Annotated in this window: 17 protein-coding genes; 9 read left to right on the top strand and 8 right to left on the bottom strand. The window is 61.8% G+C overall.

What is annotated here, in order from left to right; translation table 11 throughout:
• The first annotated feature begins 9 nt into the window (after window positions 1–9).
• From AC07NR_RS12210 to AC07NR_RS12190, 5 genes are read left to right on the top strand one after another with little or no spacing between them, the layout of a single operon-like run.
• Window positions 10–444, top strand: a complete 435-nt coding sequence (locus tag AC07NR_RS12210; RefSeq protein ID WP_085709066.1) for a DUF4426 domain-containing protein — start codon at window positions 10–12, stop codon at window positions 442–444.
• Window positions 441–1,037 (top strand): RdgB/HAM1 family non-canonical purine NTP pyrophosphatase, encoded by a 597-nt coding sequence (rdgB, locus tag AC07NR_RS12205; RefSeq protein ID WP_085709065.1) that lies wholly within the window; start codon window positions 441–443, stop codon window positions 1,035–1,037. Before AC07NR_RS12210 ends, rdgB begins: the two co-directional genes overlap by 4 nt.
• Complete coding sequence (gene hemW, locus AC07NR_RS12200) at window positions 1,034–2,239, top strand: radical SAM family heme chaperone HemW (RefSeq protein WP_495078640.1); 1,206 nt, start codon at window positions 1,034–1,036, stop codon at window positions 2,237–2,239. Before rdgB ends, hemW begins: the two co-directional genes overlap by 4 nt.
• A gap of 20 nt (window positions 2,240–2,259) precedes the next feature.
• On the top strand, window positions 2,260–2,583 hold the full coding sequence (locus AC07NR_RS12195) for a DUF3392 domain-containing protein (protein ID WP_085709063.1): 324 nt from the start codon (window positions 2,260–2,262) through the stop codon (window positions 2,581–2,583).
• An 18-nt stretch (window positions 2,584–2,601) separates the two neighbouring features.
• Window positions 2,602–3,150 carry an RNA 2'-phosphotransferase gene (locus AC07NR_RS12190; RefSeq protein ID WP_423204487.1) on the top strand — a complete coding sequence of 183 codons (549 nt, stop codon included), beginning with the start codon at window positions 2,602–2,604 and terminating at the stop codon, window positions 3,148–3,150.
• A gap of 65 nt (window positions 3,151–3,215) precedes the next feature.
• Here AC07NR_RS12190 and trmB read toward each other — a convergent pair whose 3' ends face one another.
• The 4 genes from trmB to AC07NR_RS12170 form a co-directional block, all read right to left on the bottom strand.
• Window positions 3,216–3,941, bottom strand: coding sequence for a tRNA (guanosine(46)-N7)-methyltransferase TrmB (gene trmB / locus AC07NR_RS12185; RefSeq protein WP_085646976.1), 726 nt, complete (start codon window positions 3,939–3,941; stop codon window positions 3,216–3,218).
• A 9-nt stretch (window positions 3,942–3,950) separates the two neighbouring features.
• On the bottom strand, window positions 3,951–4,745 hold the full coding sequence (locus AC07NR_RS12180; protein WP_007953385.1) for a thiazole synthase: 795 nt from the start codon (window positions 4,743–4,745) through the stop codon (window positions 3,951–3,953).
• A 60-nt stretch (window positions 4,746–4,805) separates the two neighbouring features.
• Complete coding sequence (gene thiS / locus AC07NR_RS12175; protein WP_007953386.1) at window positions 4,806–5,006, bottom strand: sulfur carrier protein ThiS; 201 nt, start codon at window positions 5,004–5,006, stop codon at window positions 4,806–4,808.
• 72 nt (window positions 5,007–5,078) lie between these two features.
• On the bottom strand, window positions 5,079–5,459 hold the full coding sequence (locus AC07NR_RS12170; RefSeq protein WP_119427533.1) for a DUF423 domain-containing protein: 381 nt from the start codon (window positions 5,457–5,459) through the stop codon (window positions 5,079–5,081).
• Between the two features lie 74 nt (window positions 5,460–5,533).
• Between AC07NR_RS12170 and mtgA the strand changes: the two genes are divergently transcribed.
• Entirely contained in the window at window positions 5,534–6,256 is a 723-nt protein-coding gene (gene mtgA / locus AC07NR_RS12165; protein WP_085709060.1) for a monofunctional biosynthetic peptidoglycan transglycosylase, read from the top strand.
• A gap of 70 nt (window positions 6,257–6,326) precedes the next feature.
• Here the strand turns inward: mtgA and rpoH are convergent, their stop codons facing one another.
• From rpoH to ftsY, 4 genes are all read right to left on the bottom strand, one after another.
• On the bottom strand, window positions 6,327–7,181 hold the full coding sequence (gene rpoH / locus AC07NR_RS12160; protein WP_003229146.1) for an RNA polymerase sigma factor RpoH: 855 nt from the start codon (window positions 7,179–7,181) through the stop codon (window positions 6,327–6,329).
• Window positions 7,182–7,295: 114 nt separating this feature from the next.
• On the bottom strand, window positions 7,296–8,321 hold the full coding sequence (gene ftsX / locus AC07NR_RS12155; RefSeq protein WP_248739927.1) for a permease-like cell division protein FtsX: 1,026 nt from the start codon (window positions 8,319–8,321) through the stop codon (window positions 7,296–7,298).
• Window positions 8,318–8,989, bottom strand: a complete 672-nt coding sequence (gene ftsE / locus AC07NR_RS12150; protein ID WP_008065082.1) for a cell division ATP-binding protein FtsE — start codon at window positions 8,987–8,989, stop codon at window positions 8,318–8,320. Before ftsE ends, ftsX begins: the two co-directional genes overlap by 4 nt.
• Complete coding sequence (gene ftsY, locus AC07NR_RS12145; RefSeq protein WP_495078639.1) at window positions 8,986–10,488, bottom strand: signal recognition particle-docking protein FtsY; 1,503 nt, start codon at window positions 10,486–10,488, stop codon at window positions 8,986–8,988. Before ftsY ends, ftsE begins: the two co-directional genes overlap by 4 nt.
• Window positions 10,489–10,833: 345 nt before the next feature.
• Between ftsY and AC07NR_RS12140 the strand changes: the two genes are divergently transcribed.
• The 3 genes from AC07NR_RS12140 to rsmD are packed head-to-tail and all read left to right on the top strand — an operon-like array spanning window position 10,834 to window position 14,277.
• A complete protein-coding gene (locus AC07NR_RS12140) occupies window positions 10,834–12,189 on the top strand; it encodes a M16 family metallopeptidase (protein ID WP_114886107.1) in 1,356 nt (451 codons plus the stop codon).
• Window positions 12,182–13,669 carry a M16 family metallopeptidase gene (locus AC07NR_RS12135; RefSeq protein ID WP_495078638.1) on the top strand — a complete coding sequence of 496 codons (1,488 nt, stop codon included), beginning with the start codon at window positions 12,182–12,184 and terminating at the stop codon, window positions 13,667–13,669. Before AC07NR_RS12140 ends, AC07NR_RS12135 begins: the two co-directional genes overlap by 8 nt.
• Entirely contained in the window at window positions 13,669–14,277 is a 609-nt protein-coding gene (gene rsmD / locus AC07NR_RS12130) for a 16S rRNA (guanine(966)-N(2))-methyltransferase RsmD (protein WP_114886109.1), read from the top strand. Before AC07NR_RS12135 ends, rsmD begins: the two co-directional genes overlap by 1 nt.
• The last annotated feature ends 5 nt before the right edge of the window (window positions 14,278–14,282 follow it).

The following is a 14,282-nucleotide window of genomic DNA, read 5'->3' as shown; positions in this document are numbered from 1 at the left end:
AGAACGAACATGGGACGCCTGATTACCACGCTGCTGGCCGCCTGCCTGAGCCTGTCGGCCATGGCAGCCGATGCCATCAAGAGCGAGCGCCAGGAAACCTTCGGCGACGTGACGGTGCACTACAACACCTTCAACTCGACCTACCTGCAACCGGACATCGCCAAGGCTGCCGAGCTGATCCGCAGCAAGAACCAGGGCGTGATCAATGTCTCGGTGATCAAGGACGGCAAGCCGTTGATCGCCAATGTCACTGGCACGGTGAAAGATCTGACCAGCCAGACCGTGACCCTGAATTTCCGTCAGGTCACCGAACAGGGCGCGATCTATTACATCGCCCAGTACCCGGTGGAACAGCAGGAAACCCGCACCTTCGAAATCAAGGTGCAGAACGGTGACAAGATCAACACCATCAATTTCAACCAAGAGCTTTTCCCCGGCGAATGATGAACCTCAAGCAACTCGTACTGGCCAGCCATAACGCCGGCAAACTCAAGGAACTCCAGGCCATGCTCGGCGAATCGGTGCAATTGCGCTCGATCGGCGAGTTCAGCAGCGTGGAGCCGGAAGAAACCGGTCTGTCGTTCGTCGAGAACGCGATCCTCAAGGCCCGCAACGCCGCGCGCATCTCCGGGCTGCCGGCGCTGGCCGACGATTCGGGGCTGGCGGTGGATTTCCTCGGCGGTGCGCCGGGTATCTATTCCGCGCGCTACGCCGACGGCAAGGGCGACGCGGCGAACAACGCCAAGCTGCTCGACGCCTTGAAGGATGTGCCTGAAGCCGAGCGCGGCGCACAGTTCGTCTGCGTGCTGGCGCTGGTGCGTCACGCCGACGATCCGCTGCCGATCCTCTGCGAAGGCCTGTGGCACGGGCGCATCCTGACCGCCGCCAGTGGCGAGCACGGTTTCGGCTACGACCCGCTGTTCTGGGTGCCGGAGCGTAACGTGTCCAGCGCCGAGCTGAGCCCGAGCGACAAGAACCAGATCAGCCACCGCGCCCGTGCAATGGATCTGCTGCGCCAGCGTCTGGGCTTGAAATGACCGATAGCTCCTCCGCGTCGTCGCTGATTATCGGCGGCGCCGCCTCTTCGCCTCGGGCGCCGTTGCCGACGCTGCCGCCCCTGGCGCTGTACATCCACATCCCGTGGTGTGTGCGCAAATGCCCTTATTGCGACTTCAACTCCCACACCGCCAGTCCCGTGCTGCCGGAGCAGGAATACGTCGATGCGCTGCTGGCCGACCTCGACCAGGATCTGCACGCGGTGTACGGCCGCGAGTTGAGTTCGATCTTCTTTGGCGGCGGTACGCCGAGCCTGTTCAGTGCCGAAGCTCTCGGTCGCTTGCTGGAAGGCGTGAAACAACGCATCCCGTTTACCGATGACATCGAAATCACCCTGGAAGCCAACCCCGGGACTTTCGAACAAGAGAAGTTCGTCGCCTACCGCAAACTGGGGATCAATCGCCTGTCGATCGGTATCCAGAGCTTCCAGCAGGAAAAGCTCAAGGCCCTCTGCCGCATCCACAACGGCGACGAAGCCATCCGCGCCGCCGGCATGGCGCGCCAGGCCGGATTCGATAACTTCAACCTCGACTTGATGCACGGCTTGCCGGACCAGTCGCTGGACGATGCCCTGAGCGATCTGCGCCAGGCCATCGAGCTGAAACCGACGCACATTTCCTGGTATCAGCTCACGCTGGAGCCGAACACCGTGTTCTGGAACCAGCCGCCGGTGCTGCCGGAAGACGACACGTTGTGGGACATTCAAGAGGCCGGACAGGCGCTGCTGGCCGAACACGGTTACGCGCAGTACGAAGTCTCGGCTTACGCCCAACCGGGTCGCCCGGCGCGGCATAACCTCAACTACTGGAGTTTCGGCGACTTCATCGGCATCGGTGCCGGCGCCCACGGCAAGCTCAGCCATCCGGACGGGCGCATCGTGCGCACCTGGAAGACGCGCTTGCCGAAGGACTACCTCAACCCGGCCAAAAGCTTCCAGGCCGGCGAGAAAGCCCTGACCAACGACGAGATGCCCTTCGAGTTCCTGATGAACGCCCTGCGCCTGACTGCCGGTGTCGAATCACGCCTGTATCCCGAGCGCACCGGCCTGCCGCTGGAAAGCCTCGATGAACACCGGCGCGAGGCCGAACAAAGCGGTCTGTTGCAGGTCGAACCGTCACGTCTGGCGGCCACCGAGCGCGGACAACTCTTTCTCAACGATTTGCTGCAGAAATTTCTGAGCTGAATGGCTCCCGGGGAAACCGCATGGATTTGATACTCGACCTGCTCGCCACTGTCTCCCGCTGGAGCCGCAGCAATCTCTCGGAAATCGCGCTGGCGCTGGTGGGCTGCCTGCTGGTGCTGTTCGGCGCCGACTTCAAAGGCTGGGTCGAGCAACGCCTGGGCAGCATCGCCGGCGCCCTGCGCGTCCCGCTGATGGCCCTGCTGTGCATGGTCGGCAGCGGCGCAGCGCTGATCTACGCCACACCGTGGGTGGTGAAGGGGCTGAGCCAGTTCAACAACTACAGTCTGGCGCCGGTGTTGTTGGTGGTGCTGGTTTTGATCGGCGTAGTCGCCGATCGCCGCTGAATACAGACAGGGAAGTTCATGAGCAAGAAACTGCTGGACGAAACAAGCAAATTTCTCAGCTTCGTGCTGCGTCATGAGCCACAGGCGATTGGCCTGACGCTGGACTCTGAAGGCTGGGCGAACATCGACGCCTTGATCGATGGCGCGGCACGGGACGGCAGAACGCTGGATCGCACGCTGATCGAAAACGTCGTGGCCAGCAGTGACAAGAAACGCTTTTCGATCTCTCCGGACGGTCAGTCGATTCGCGCCGTACAGGGCCACTCGACGAAAAGCGTGGAGCTGCAGTTCGAAGAAAAGCAGCCACCGGAAACGCTCTATCACGGCACCGCGACGCGCTTCATGGACTCGATCAACGAGCAGGGATTGATCCCGGGATCACGCCATCACGTGCATTTGTCCCAGGAAACCGCCACGGCTTCGGCGGTCGGGCAACGTTACGGAACGGTCGTGATTCTGCAGGTCGCCGCGCGGCAGATGCAGAAACAGGGTTTCAAGTTCTATCAAGCCGAGAATGGTGTCTGGCTGACAGAGCGGGTACCGGCCGAATTTCTTTCGACGATGTAATGACCGAGTACTGCTAAAACAACTGTGGGAGCCATTGGCTCCCACAGTTGTTTATTGCATAAGGCTTAAGCGAGTTTCTCGAACTTCAGATCCCAAACGCCATGCCCAAGTCGTTCGCCGCGGCGTTCGAACTTGGTGATCGGGCGCTCGGCCGGGCGCGGTACGCACTTGCCGTCTTCGGCGAGGTTGCGATAGCCCGGTGCGACGTTCATCACTTCCAGCATGTACTCCGCATACGGTTCCCAGTCGGTGGCCATGTGCAGAATGCCGCCAACCTTCAGCTTGCTGCGCACCAGTTCAGCGAAGGACGCCTGAACGATGCGGCGCTTGTGGTGACGGCTCTTGTGCCACGGGTCCGGGAAGAACAGCATCAGGCGATCGAGGCTGTTGTCGGCGATGCAGCGGTTGAGCACTTCGATCGCGTCGCAATCGTAGACCCGCAGGTTGGTCAGGCCCTGGGTCAGCACGCCATTGAGCAGCGCGCCGACACCCGGACGGTGAACCTCGACACCGATGAAATCCTGTTCCGGCGCAGCGGCTGCCATTTCCAGCAGCGAGTGGCCCATGCCGAAACCGATCTCCAGCGAACGCGGCGCGGAACGGCCGAACACCTGATCATAATCCACCGGCGCGTCGGCCAGCGGCAGGACGAACTTCGGCGCGCCCTGATCCAGGCCGCGCTGCTGGCCTTCGGTCATGCGCCCGGCGCGCATCACAAAACTCTTGATGCGGCGGTGTTGGCGCTCGTCGCCTTCTTCCGTCTGGATTGGCGTGTCGTTCGATTCAGTCATCAATAGCTCTTACTTGATCAGACCATCCAGCGGCGAAGAGGCGCTGGCATAGAGTTTTTTCGGCATGCGGCCGGCGAGGTAGGCCAGGCGGCCCGCGACGATCGCGTGTTTCATGGCTTCGGCCATCATGATCGGCTGCTGGGCGTGAGCGATGGCCGAGTTCATCAGCACGGCGTCACAGCCCAGTTCCATGGAGATGGTGGCGTCGGAAGCGGTGCCGACACCGGCATCCACCAGCACCGGGATCTTGGCTTCTTCGAGGATGATCTGCAGGTTGTACGGGTTGCAGATCCCCAGGCCCGAACCGATCAGGCCGGCCAGCGGCATCACCGCGATGCAGCCGATTTCCGCCAGTTGCCGGGCGATGATCGGGTCATCACTGGTGTAGACCATCACGTCGAAACCTTCCTTGACCAGCACTTCGGCGGCCTTGAGGGTTTCGATCACGTTGGGGAACAGGGTTTTCTGGTCGGCCAGCACTTCCAGCTTCACCAGGTTATGGCCATCGAGCAGTTCACGGGCCAGGCGGCAGGTGCGCACGGCTTCGACCGCGTCGTAGCAGCCGGCGGTGTTCGGCAGGAAGGTGTAGCGATCCGGCGACAGCACTTCGAGCAGGTTCGGCTCGCCTTCGATCTGGCCCAGGTTGGTGCGGCGCACCGCGAAGGTGACGATCTCGGCACCCGAGGCTTCGATGGCCAGGCGGGTTTCTTCCATGTCACGGTACTTGCCGGTACCGACCAGCAAACGCGACTGGTAAGTACGACCGGCCAGAACGAAAGGCTTGTCGCTACGAACGATGCTCATGGGAAATCCTCTGTTGGGGTGAGGGTCTTGCAGAATTCTCGGCCCATGCAGGCCTGGCGACTAGCCGCCGCCGATGGCGTGCACCACTTCGACGTTGTCACCATCGTTCAAAGTGGTGTCGGCATGCTGGCTGCGCGGGACGATATCCAGATTGAGTTCGACCGCGACGCGGCGTCCGGTCAGGTCCAGACGGGTCAGCAGGGCCGCAACGGTTTCACCGTCGGGCAGTTCAAAGGATTCACCGTTCAACTGAATGCGCATGCGCAACGCCGCCATCACTTTTTAGGGGGTGGCATTCTAGCCCGATCATGACCTAAAGGTCAGCACCAAGCGTCAAGCGGTTGGCTGCAGGCGCCAGGCGGCGAGTCCGAGGCACAGCCAACCGATCAGGAACGCCAGGCCGCCGAACGGAGTGATGATGCCGAGCTTGCCGATGCCGATGGTGGTCAGCAGGTACAGACTGCCGGAGAACAGCAGGATGCCGATGCTGAACGAGATGCCGGCCCAGGCGACCAGACGCCCCTGAAGCTGCGTGGCCAGCAGCGCCACGCCGAACAGCGCCAGCGCGTGCACCAGCTGATAGGTGACGCCGGTATGGAAGATCGCAAGGTACTCGGGGGTCAGGCGGTTTTTCAGGCCATGGGCGGCGAATGCGCCAAGGCCGACACCGGTAAAACCAAAGAAGGCAGCCAGCATCAGAAAGCTACGCAGCATGTAGAACTCCACTCAGACTCGATCGGCAGGGTCTGTATAATGGCCCGCTCAACCGGTTCGGCCAAGCCATCTCTATGCTGCGTTTATTTCTCCGTCGTTTCACGAAGGCCCTGCTCTGGTTCGCGGGCGGCAGCGTATTGCTGGTGTTGGTGTTTCGTTTCGTGCCGCCGCCGGGCACGGCGCTGATGGTCGAGCGCAAGATCGAATCCTGGGTCGACGGCGAGCCGATCGATCTGCAACGCACCTGGAAGCCGTGGGACGAGATCTCCGATGACCTGAAGGTGGCGGTGATTGCTGGCGAAGACCAGAAATTCCCCGAGCACTGGGGTTTTGACCTAAGTGCGATCAAGGCCGCACTGGCCCACAACGAACTCGGCGGCTCGATTCGCGGCGCCAGCACCTTGAGCCAGCAAGTGTCGAAGAACCTGTTTCTGTGGTCTGGCCGCAGTTATCTGCGTAAAGGTCTTGAGGCGTGGTTTACCGCACTGATCGAAGTGTTTTGGCCCAAGCAGCGGATACTTGAGGTGTACCTGAACAGTGTCGAATGGGATGACGGCGTGTTTGGTGCCGAAGCGGCGGCACGGCATCACTTTGGCGTAAGCGCCAAGTCTTTGTCCCGGCAGCAGGCGAGTTATCTGGCGGCTGTGCTGCCGAATCCCCGGGTCTGGAGTGCCAGTCACCCGACTTCCTATGTTTCGCGCCGCGCGGGATGGATTCGCCAGCAGATGAGCCAGCTGGGCGGCGACAGCTATCTGCTGACACTCGATGATTCACGCCGCGCGCCCTGGGCCCAATGACTTTTTGAAGCGCACACAAAAACGCCCCGATCATCACTGATCGGGGCGTTTTTTATTGCCGGATTACCGGTTACGCGGCAATCGACAACTTGAGCTTGTTCATCGCGCTCTTCTCGAGCTGACGGATCCGCTCGGCCGACACGTTGTACTTCTGCGCCAGGTCGTGCAGCGTGGCTTTCTCTTCTGCCAGCCAGCGCTGGTAGAGGATGTCGCGGCTGCGCTCGTCCAGCACTTCCAGCGCTTCGTGCAGGTTGTGATTGGAGTTGTCGCTCCAGTCGGCATCTTCCAGCTGACGCGCCGGGTCGTACCGGTGGTCTTCCAAATAGTTGGCCGGCGACTGGAAAGCACTGTCGTCGTCGGCTTCGGCAGCCGGGTCGAAGGCCATGTCATGGCCGGTCAGGCGACTTTCCATCTCACGCACTTCACGGGGCTCGACGCCGAGGCTTTCCGCCACACGGTGGACTTCCTCGTTGTTCAGCCAGGCCAAGCGTTTCTTCTGGCTGCGCAGGTTGAAGAACAGCTTGCGCTGGGCCTTGGTGGTCGCGACTTTCACGATCCGCCAGTTGCGCAGGATGAACTCGTGAATCTCGGCCTTGATCCAGTGCACCGCGAAGGACACCAGACGCACGCCCATTTCCGGGTTGAAACGCTTCACGGCCTTCATCAGGCCGACGTTGCCTTCCTGGATCAGGTCAGCCTGAGCCAGACCGTAGCCGGAATAGCTACGGGCAATGTGTACGACAAATCGCAGGTGGGCGAGCACCATCTGCCGAGCCGCCCCAAGATCCTGCTCATAGTAGAGACTCTCGGCCAGTTCACGCTCCTGCTCCGGCGTCAGCAATGGAATGCTGTTGACGGTGTGCACATAGGCTTCCAGGTTTGCGCCCGGAACCAATGCATACGCAGGTTGCAAAGAATTGGTCATACGAAAAAACCTCCGACTTACATACTCGCGCCTTTCGGCACTGCGAAAAATTGACCGGGAACTCAGGTACAAGTTCCCAAAAAACCGCAAGGTCAATCACGCGCAAAAAAGATTCTACTTCGGCGCCAGCTCCCTGAGATGACGTGCGACTGCAATCCATGCACCGATATAACCCAACAGCACCGCGCCAAGCAAGAGCGACAGACCGTCGGCAACTGGCACTCCAGCCAGTGCGAAATCACTGCCGTACAAGCCGGCCAGCCCGACCACCGCGTCGTTCAGCCAGTTCAGGCCGAACGCCAGCACACCCCAGGACAGCAGCCCCGCACCGAAGCCATACAACGCGCCCATATAAAGGAAGGGACGACGCACATAACTGTCGGTGCCGCCGACGAGTTTAATCACTTCTATCTCTGTGCGGCGGTTTTCAATATGAAGACGAATGGTATTGCCTATCACCAAAAGTAATGCGGAAACCAGCAACACCGTCAAACCGAAGACAAAACGGTCGCCGAGCTTGAGGATGGCAGCCAGACGCTCGACCCAGACTAGATCAAGTTGCGCCTGTTGTACCTTGGGCAGTTCGGAAAGTTTTTGTCTTAATGCTTCCAGGGTCGGCTTGTCGACCTCGTTCGGCGTCACCAGCACAACGCCCGGCAGCGGGTTTTCCGGCAGCTCGCGCAGTGCTTCGCCCAGTCCGGACTGCTGCTGGAATTCTTCCAGCGCCTGATCGCGACCGACATATTCAGCATCAGCGACGCCGGGCATGCCTTTGATCTGATCCCGCAGCTTCTCGCCCTGAGCCGAACTGGCGTCAAGCTCCAGATACAGCGAGATCTGCGCCGCACGCTGCCACGAACCGCCCAGACGCTCGACGTTGTTCAGCAACAACGACAGGCCCATCGGCAGGCTCAGTGCAACCGCCATCACCATGCAGGTGAAGAAGCTGCCGATCGGCTGCTTGCCGAGGCGACGCAGGCTGTCCAGCAGGCTGGCACGGTGGCTTTCGATCCAGGCGTGAAACAGTGTGGCGAAATCCGGACCATCGTCCTCGTCGTGTTTTTTCTTCTTCGGCGGCTGCGGATCGGCGGCTTTCGGGGCCACGCGCTCGGAAACCTTCGGACTACGTGTTGCACTCATTCGCCAGCCTCCCCGTCGCCGATCAATCGGCCGCGTTGCAGGGTCAGCATGCGATGGCGCATGCGCGCAATCAGGGCCAGGTCGTGACTGGCGATCAGCACGCTGGTGCCCAGACGGTTGATGTCTTCGAACACGCCCATGATCTCGGCCGCCAGACGCGGGTCGAGGTTACCGGTCGGTTCGTCCGCCAGCAGCAGGGCCGGACGGTGAACGATGGCGCGGGCGATACCGACGCGCTGTTGCTGACCGGTGGACAGGTCGCCGGGGTACAGATCGGTCTTGTCCGACAGCGCCACGCGCTCCAGCGCCGAATCGACGCGCTTGGCGATTTCCGCCTTGGACAGACCGAGGATCTGCAACGGCAGCGCGACGTTGTTGAACACCGTGCGATCGAACAGCAACTGGTGATTCTGGAACACCACACCGATCTGCCGACGCAGGAACGGAATCTGCGCATTGCTGATGGTGCTCAGGTCTTGCCCGGCCAGCAGCAGTTTGCCGCTGGTCGGACGCTCCATCGCCAGCAACAGGCGCAACAACGTGGATTTACCGGCACCGGAGTGGCCGGTGACAAATAGGAACTCGCCGCGACGGACTCGAAAGCTCAGCTCATGCAAGCCGACGTGACCGTTCGGGTAGCGCTTACCGACCTGTTCGAAACGAATCATGAACGCTCCCGCTCGGCAAACAGTGCCTGGACAAAGGGTTCGGCTTCAAAGGTACGCAGATCGTCGATGCCTTCACCGACGCCGATGTAGCGGATCGGCAGGCCGAATTGCTTGGCCAGGGCGAAAATCACCCCGCCCTTGGCGGTGCCGTCGAGCTTGGTCAGCGCCAGGCCGGTCAGTTCGACGGTCTGGTTGAATTGTTTGGCCTGGTTGATGGCGTTCTGACCGGTGCCGGCGTCGAGCACCAGCAGCACTTCGTGCGGCGCATCGGCGTCGAGCTTGCCGATGACCCGGCGAACCTTCTTCAGTTCTTCCATCAGGTTGTCTTTGGTGTGCAGGCGACCGGCGGTGTCGGCGATCAGCACATCGATGCCACGGGCCTTGGCGGCCTGCACGGCGTCGAAGATCACCGAAGCCGAGTCCGCGCCAGTGTGCTGGGCGATCACCGGAATCTTGTTGCGCTCGCCCCAGACCTGCAACTGCTCGACCGCCGCAGCGCGGAAGGTGTCACCGGCGGCGAGCATGACTTTCTTGCCTTCCAGTTGCAGCTTCTTCGCCAGCTTGCCGATGGTGGTGGTCTTGCCGGCGCCGTTGACGCCAACCACGAGGATCACGAACGGCTTGTTCTGCGAAGCAATCCTCAGCGGCTGCTCGACCGGTTTGAGCATCGCGGCCAGTTCGGCCTGCAGGGATTTGTACAGTGCGTCGGAATCGGCCAGCTCTTTGCGGGCGACCTTCTGGGTCAGACGCTGAATGATCACCGAAGTCGCCTCGACGCCGACGTCGGCGGTCAGCAGACGGGTTTCGAGGTCGTCGAGCAGATCGTCATCGATGGCTTTCTTGCCGAGGAACAGGCTGGCCATGCCCTCGCCGATGCTGGCGCTGGTCTTCGACAGGCCTTGCTTGAGGCGGGCGAAGAAGCCGGCCTTGGTTTCTTCGGTGCGCGGAGCCTCCACCGGAGTTTCGACGACCGCGACAGGCGCTGCGACGACCGGTGCAGGTGCAGGTGCAGGTGCAGGTGCAGGTGCAGGTGCAGGCTCGGGCGCAGTGACAATCGGTGCAACCGGCGCGGCGACCACAGGCTCGGGGATGACAGGAGCAGGTTCGACCACCGGCGCTTGAACAGGCTCGGGAGTGAATGCAACCGGTGCCGGAATCGGCGGTGTGACGTGCGGCGCAGCCTCTTCCACCAGCGCCACCGGCTCTTCCGCCACGGGCAAGGTCAGCCATGGCTGGGCAGCCGGGGTCAGTGGCAGCTCAGCGGCAGCCGGCGTTTCAGGCTCGACTTCGGCCACCGGTTGCAACACTGGCTCGGCAATCGGCAGCACAACCGGGGCCGGCGCTTCTTCTATTACCGGAGCGGGCGCCGGGGCTGGCTCAGGAATGGCAGTCGGCTGTTCGACGACGGGTTCCTGCGGCTTTTTGCGCAGCCATCCGAACAGGCTTTTCTTCTCGCCAGCCGCAGCTGGGGTCTTCTTGTCGTCGTTGGAACCAAACATGGAGGACGGCTATCTCACGGTAGCGACGCGCCACAGGGGCGCCCCGGCAAATAAATATTCGATGCAGAACAGACTGTGTTTCACCCAGCTTGTTCACGCGCAACATTTTGTCGAGGCGCCAAAAGCACCTCAAAGGTCTTTAAATACGAAGGACTGGAACGGCATCGTCGGCGAAAACGCAGAGTTTAGCTGACAAACTCAAAGCTTCTGCCGGTAACCCGTACAACCTATAGACCGATCAGTGGCCTGATAGGCGTGGCCGCCAGTAAAACGGATCAGTATCCTAGCACCTCCTCGCCCGCCTAGGCTAAGACCAAGCGGGCAGCCGAACAGGTTTAAAAACGAATGAATGCTCTAGCCCGCCGCGCCGCAGGCCTGCTGCTCAGCACAGTCTGCCTGCCCCTTTCGGCCCTGGCGGCCGACCCGCAACCGACCCACGAATTCACCCTCGACAACGGTCTGAAAGTCGTCGTACGCGAAGACCATCGCGCGCCAGTGGTGGTGTCGCAGGTCTGGTACAAGGTCGGTTCCAGCTACGAAACCCCGGGCCAGACCGGTCTGTCCCACGCCCTCGAGCACATGATGTTCAAGGGCAGCGAGAAAGTCGGCCCCGGCGAAGCCTCGCTGATCCTGCGCGACCTCGGCGCCGAAGAGAACGCCTTCACCAGCGATGACTTCACCGCCTACTACCAGGTGCTGGCCCGCGACCGACTGGGCGTGGCCTTCGAACTGGAAGCCGACCGCATGGCCAATCTGCGCCTGCCGGCCGACGAGTTCGCCAAGGAAATCGAAGTCATCAAGGAAGAGCGCCGCCTGCGCACCGATGACAAACCGATGTCCAAGGCCTACGAACGCTACAAGGCCATGGCCTACCCGGCCAGCGGCTACCACACGCCGACCATCGGCTGGATGGCCGACCTCGACCGGATGAAAGTCGAAGAGCTGCGCCACTGGTACCAATCCTGGTATGTGCCGAACAACGCCACGCTGGTGGTGGTCGGTGACGTGACCCCGGACGAGGTGAAAACCCTTGCCCAGCGCTACTTCGGGCCGATCCCGAAACGCGATGTGCCACCGGCGAAGCAGCCGCTGGAACTGGCCGAACCCGGCGAACGCCAGATCACCCTGCATGTGCAGACCCAACTGCCCAGCCTGATGCTGGGTTTCAACGTGCCGAGCCTGGCCACCGCCGAAGACAAACGCTCGATCAACGCCTTGCGCCTGATCTCGGCGCTGCTGGATGGCGGCTACAGCGGGCGCATCCCGACCCAACTGGAGCGCGGCGAAGAGCTGGTGTCCGGCGGTTCGTCGAGCTACGACGCCTACACTCGCGGCGACAGCCTGTTCACCCTGTCGGCCACGCCGAACACCCAGAAGAAAAAGACCATGGCCCAGGCTGAAGCCGGCCTGTGGAAACTGCTGGAACAGCTGAAAACCACCGCACCTTCCGCTGAAGAACTTGAGCGCGTGCGGGCGCAAGTCATCGCCGGCCTGGTTTTCGAACGCGATTCGATCACCAGCCAGGCCACCGCCATCGGCCAACTGGAGACCGTCGGCCTGTCGTGGAAATTGATGGACACAGAATTGGCCGATCTGGAAAGCGTCACCCCGCAAGACATCCAGAACGCCGCCAAGCTGTATTTCACCCGCGAACGTCTCAGCGTCGCCCACGTCCTGCCACTGGAGACGACTCATGAGTGAGCGCAAAACCCCACGCCTGTTGCTCGGTCTGATCGCCGTGGCAGTCATTGGCTCCGCCGCGCTGTATCTGGCGCCGAGCGACAACAGCAAGGCCAGCGAAGCGCTGGATAACGCCAAGTCCAGCCAGAAGCTGCAATCGCTGGCCGAGCTCGACGGCAAGGCCCCGGCCAGCCGCAAGCTCGACGTGCAGACCTGGAACACCGCCGAAGGCGCCAAAGTGCTGTTCGTCGAGGCTCGCGAATTGCCAATGTTCGACATGCGCCTGATCTTTTCCGCCGGCAGCAGCCAGGACGGCAACGCGCCGGGCCTGGCCTTGCTGACCAACGCCATGCTCAACGAAGGCGTGGCGGGCAAGGATGTCGGCGCCATTGCCCAAGGCTTCGAAGGCCTCGGCGCGGATTTCGGCAACGGCGCCTACAAGGACATGGCCATCGTTTCGTTGCGCAGCCTGAGTGCCGCCGACAAACGTGAGCCGGCACTGAAACTGTTCTCGGAAGTGATCGGCAAGCCGACCTTCCCCGCCGATTCCTTCGCACGCATCAAGAACCAGATGCTCGCCGGTTTCGAGTACCAGAAACAGAACCCCGGCAAGCTCGCCAGCCTGGAATTAATGAAGCGTCTGTACGGCGATCACCCGTACGCGCACTCCAGCGATGGCAGCGCGCAAAGCGTGCCGAAGATTACCCTGGCGCAACTGCGTGAGTTCCATGCCAAGGCCTATGCCGCCGGCAACGTGGTGATTGCACTGGTGGGCGACCTGTCCCGCAGCGAAGCCGAGGCGATTGCCAATCAGGTTTCCACGGCCCTGCCGAAAGGCCCGGCGCTGGCGAAGATTGCCCAGCCGCAGGAGCCGAAGGCCAGCGTCGGCCACATCGAATTCCCGTCAAAGCAGACCAACCTGATGCTCGCGCAACTGGGCATCGACCGTGACGACCCGGACTACGCTGCACTGTCGATGGGCAACCAGATCCTCGGCGGCGGTGGCTTCGGTACCCGTTTGATGAGTGAAGTCCGCGAGAAACGTGGCCTGGCCTACGGCGTGTATTCGGCGTTCAGCCCGATGCAGGCACGCGGCCCGTTCATGATCAATCTGCAGACCCGCGCGGAAATGAGCGAAGGCACCCTGAAACTGGTGCAGGACGTGCTCGCCGACTACCTGAAGACTGGCCCGACCCAGAAAGAACTCGACGACGCCAAGCGCGAACTGGCCGGCAGCTTCCCGCTGTCCACCGCGAGCAACGCCGACATCGTCGGCCAGCTCGGCGCCATGGGTTTCTACGACCTGCCGCTGAGCTATCTGGACGACTTCATGCGTCAGTCCCAGAGCCTGACCGTCGAGCAGGTTCGCGACGCCCTGAACAAACACTTGAGCACGGATAAACTGGTCATCGTCAGCGCTGGCCCGACCGTGCCGCAAAAGCCGTTACCGGCCCCATCTGATAAACCTGCCGAGCAGCCGCTCGGGGTTCCGGAGCATTAATGGCCAGTCCAAAGAAACCTGTACAAAAACTGCACAACGGTGTGAACCAGTTGCGCATCATCGGCGGCGAGTGGCGTAGCCGCAAATTGAGCTTTCCGGACGCGCCGGGCCTGCGCCCGACGCCGGACCGGGTGCGCGAAACCCTGTTCAACTGGCTCGCGCCGTACGTTGCCGGGGCCAAGGTGCTCGATCCGTTCGCCGGCAGCGGCGCGCTGTTTCTTGAAGCGCTATCCCGTGGTGCGTCCATGGGCCAGGCGCTGGATGCCAGCCACGTCGCGGTCTCCAGCCTGAAAGAACACCTCGGCACGTTGCGCTGCACCAACGGCCAGGTGCAGACCGCCGATGCCTTGCGCTACCTGGAAACCCAGACCGCGACCGCGTTCGATCTGGTGTTCCTCGACCCGCCGTTCAACCAGAACCTGCTGCCCGCCGTGTGCACGCTGCTGGAAGAACGCCAATGGCTGGCCGATGATTCGTGGATCTACACTGAAAGCGAAACCGCGCCATCGACCCTCGGCCTGCCAGGCAACTGGCGCCTGCACCGCGAGCAGAAATCCGGGCGGGTGTACTACGCGTTGTGGCAACGTATGGCAGTGATCGCCGGTTAACCGAC

The sequence above is a fragment of the Pseudomonas sp. GW821-FHT09C09 genome (assembly GCF_059418105.1).
Note: the sequence above shows the minus strand (reverse complement) of the source record. Positions and strands in the feature narration are given on the sequence as shown.

Bases quoted from the DNA above. Each gene is read 5' to 3' on its own strand.
- AC07NR_RS12210 (WP_085709066.1), top strand. From the start codon at position 10: ATGGGACGCCTGATTACCACGCTGCTGGCCGCCTGCCTGAGCCTGTCG.
- rdgB (WP_085709065.1), top strand. From the start codon at position 441: ATGATGAACCTCAAGCAACTCGTACTGGCCAGCCATAACGCCGGCAAA.
- hemW (WP_495078640.1), top strand. From the start codon at position 1,034: ATGACCGATAGCTCCTCCGCGTCGTCGCTGATTATCGGCGGCGCCGCC.
- AC07NR_RS12195 (WP_085709063.1), top strand. From the start codon at position 2,260: ATGGATTTGATACTCGACCTGCTCGCCACTGTCTCCCGCTGGAGCCGC.
- AC07NR_RS12190 (WP_423204487.1), top strand. From the start codon at position 2,602: ATGAGCAAGAAACTGCTGGACGAAACAAGCAAATTTCTCAGCTTCGTG.
- trmB (WP_085646976.1), bottom strand. From the start codon at position 3,941: ATGACTGAATCGAACGACACGCCAATCCAGACGGAAGAAGGCGACGAG.
- AC07NR_RS12180 (WP_007953385.1), bottom strand. From the start codon at position 4,745: ATGAGCATCGTTCGTAGCGACAAGCCTTTCGTTCTGGCCGGTCGTACT.
- thiS (WP_007953386.1), bottom strand. From the start codon at position 5,006: ATGCGCATTCAGTTGAACGGTGAATCCTTTGAACTGCCCGACGGTGAA.
- AC07NR_RS12170 (WP_119427533.1), bottom strand. From the start codon at position 5,459: ATGCTGCGTAGCTTTCTGATGCTGGCTGCCTTCTTTGGTTTTACCGGT.
- mtgA (WP_085709060.1), top strand. From the start codon at position 5,534: ATGCTGCGTTTATTTCTCCGTCGTTTCACGAAGGCCCTGCTCTGGTTC.
- rpoH (WP_003229146.1), bottom strand. From the start codon at position 7,181: ATGACCAATTCTTTGCAACCTGCGTATGCATTGGTTCCGGGCGCAAAC.
- ftsX (WP_248739927.1), bottom strand. From the start codon at position 8,321: ATGAGTGCAACACGTAGTCCGAAGGTTTCCGAGCGCGTGGCCCCGAAA.
- ftsE (WP_008065082.1), bottom strand. From the start codon at position 8,989: ATGATTCGTTTCGAACAGGTCGGTAAGCGCTACCCGAACGGTCACGTC.
- ftsY (WP_495078639.1), bottom strand. From the start codon at position 10,488: ATGTTTGGTTCCAACGACGACAAGAAGACCCCAGCTGCGGCTGGCGAG.
- AC07NR_RS12140 (WP_114886107.1), top strand. From the start codon at position 10,834: ATGAATGCTCTAGCCCGCCGCGCCGCAGGCCTGCTGCTCAGCACAGTC.
- AC07NR_RS12135 (WP_495078638.1), top strand. From the start codon at position 12,182: ATGAGTGAGCGCAAAACCCCACGCCTGTTGCTCGGTCTGATCGCCGTG.
- rsmD (WP_114886109.1), top strand. From the start codon at position 13,669: ATGGCCAGTCCAAAGAAACCTGTACAAAAACTGCACAACGGTGTGAAC.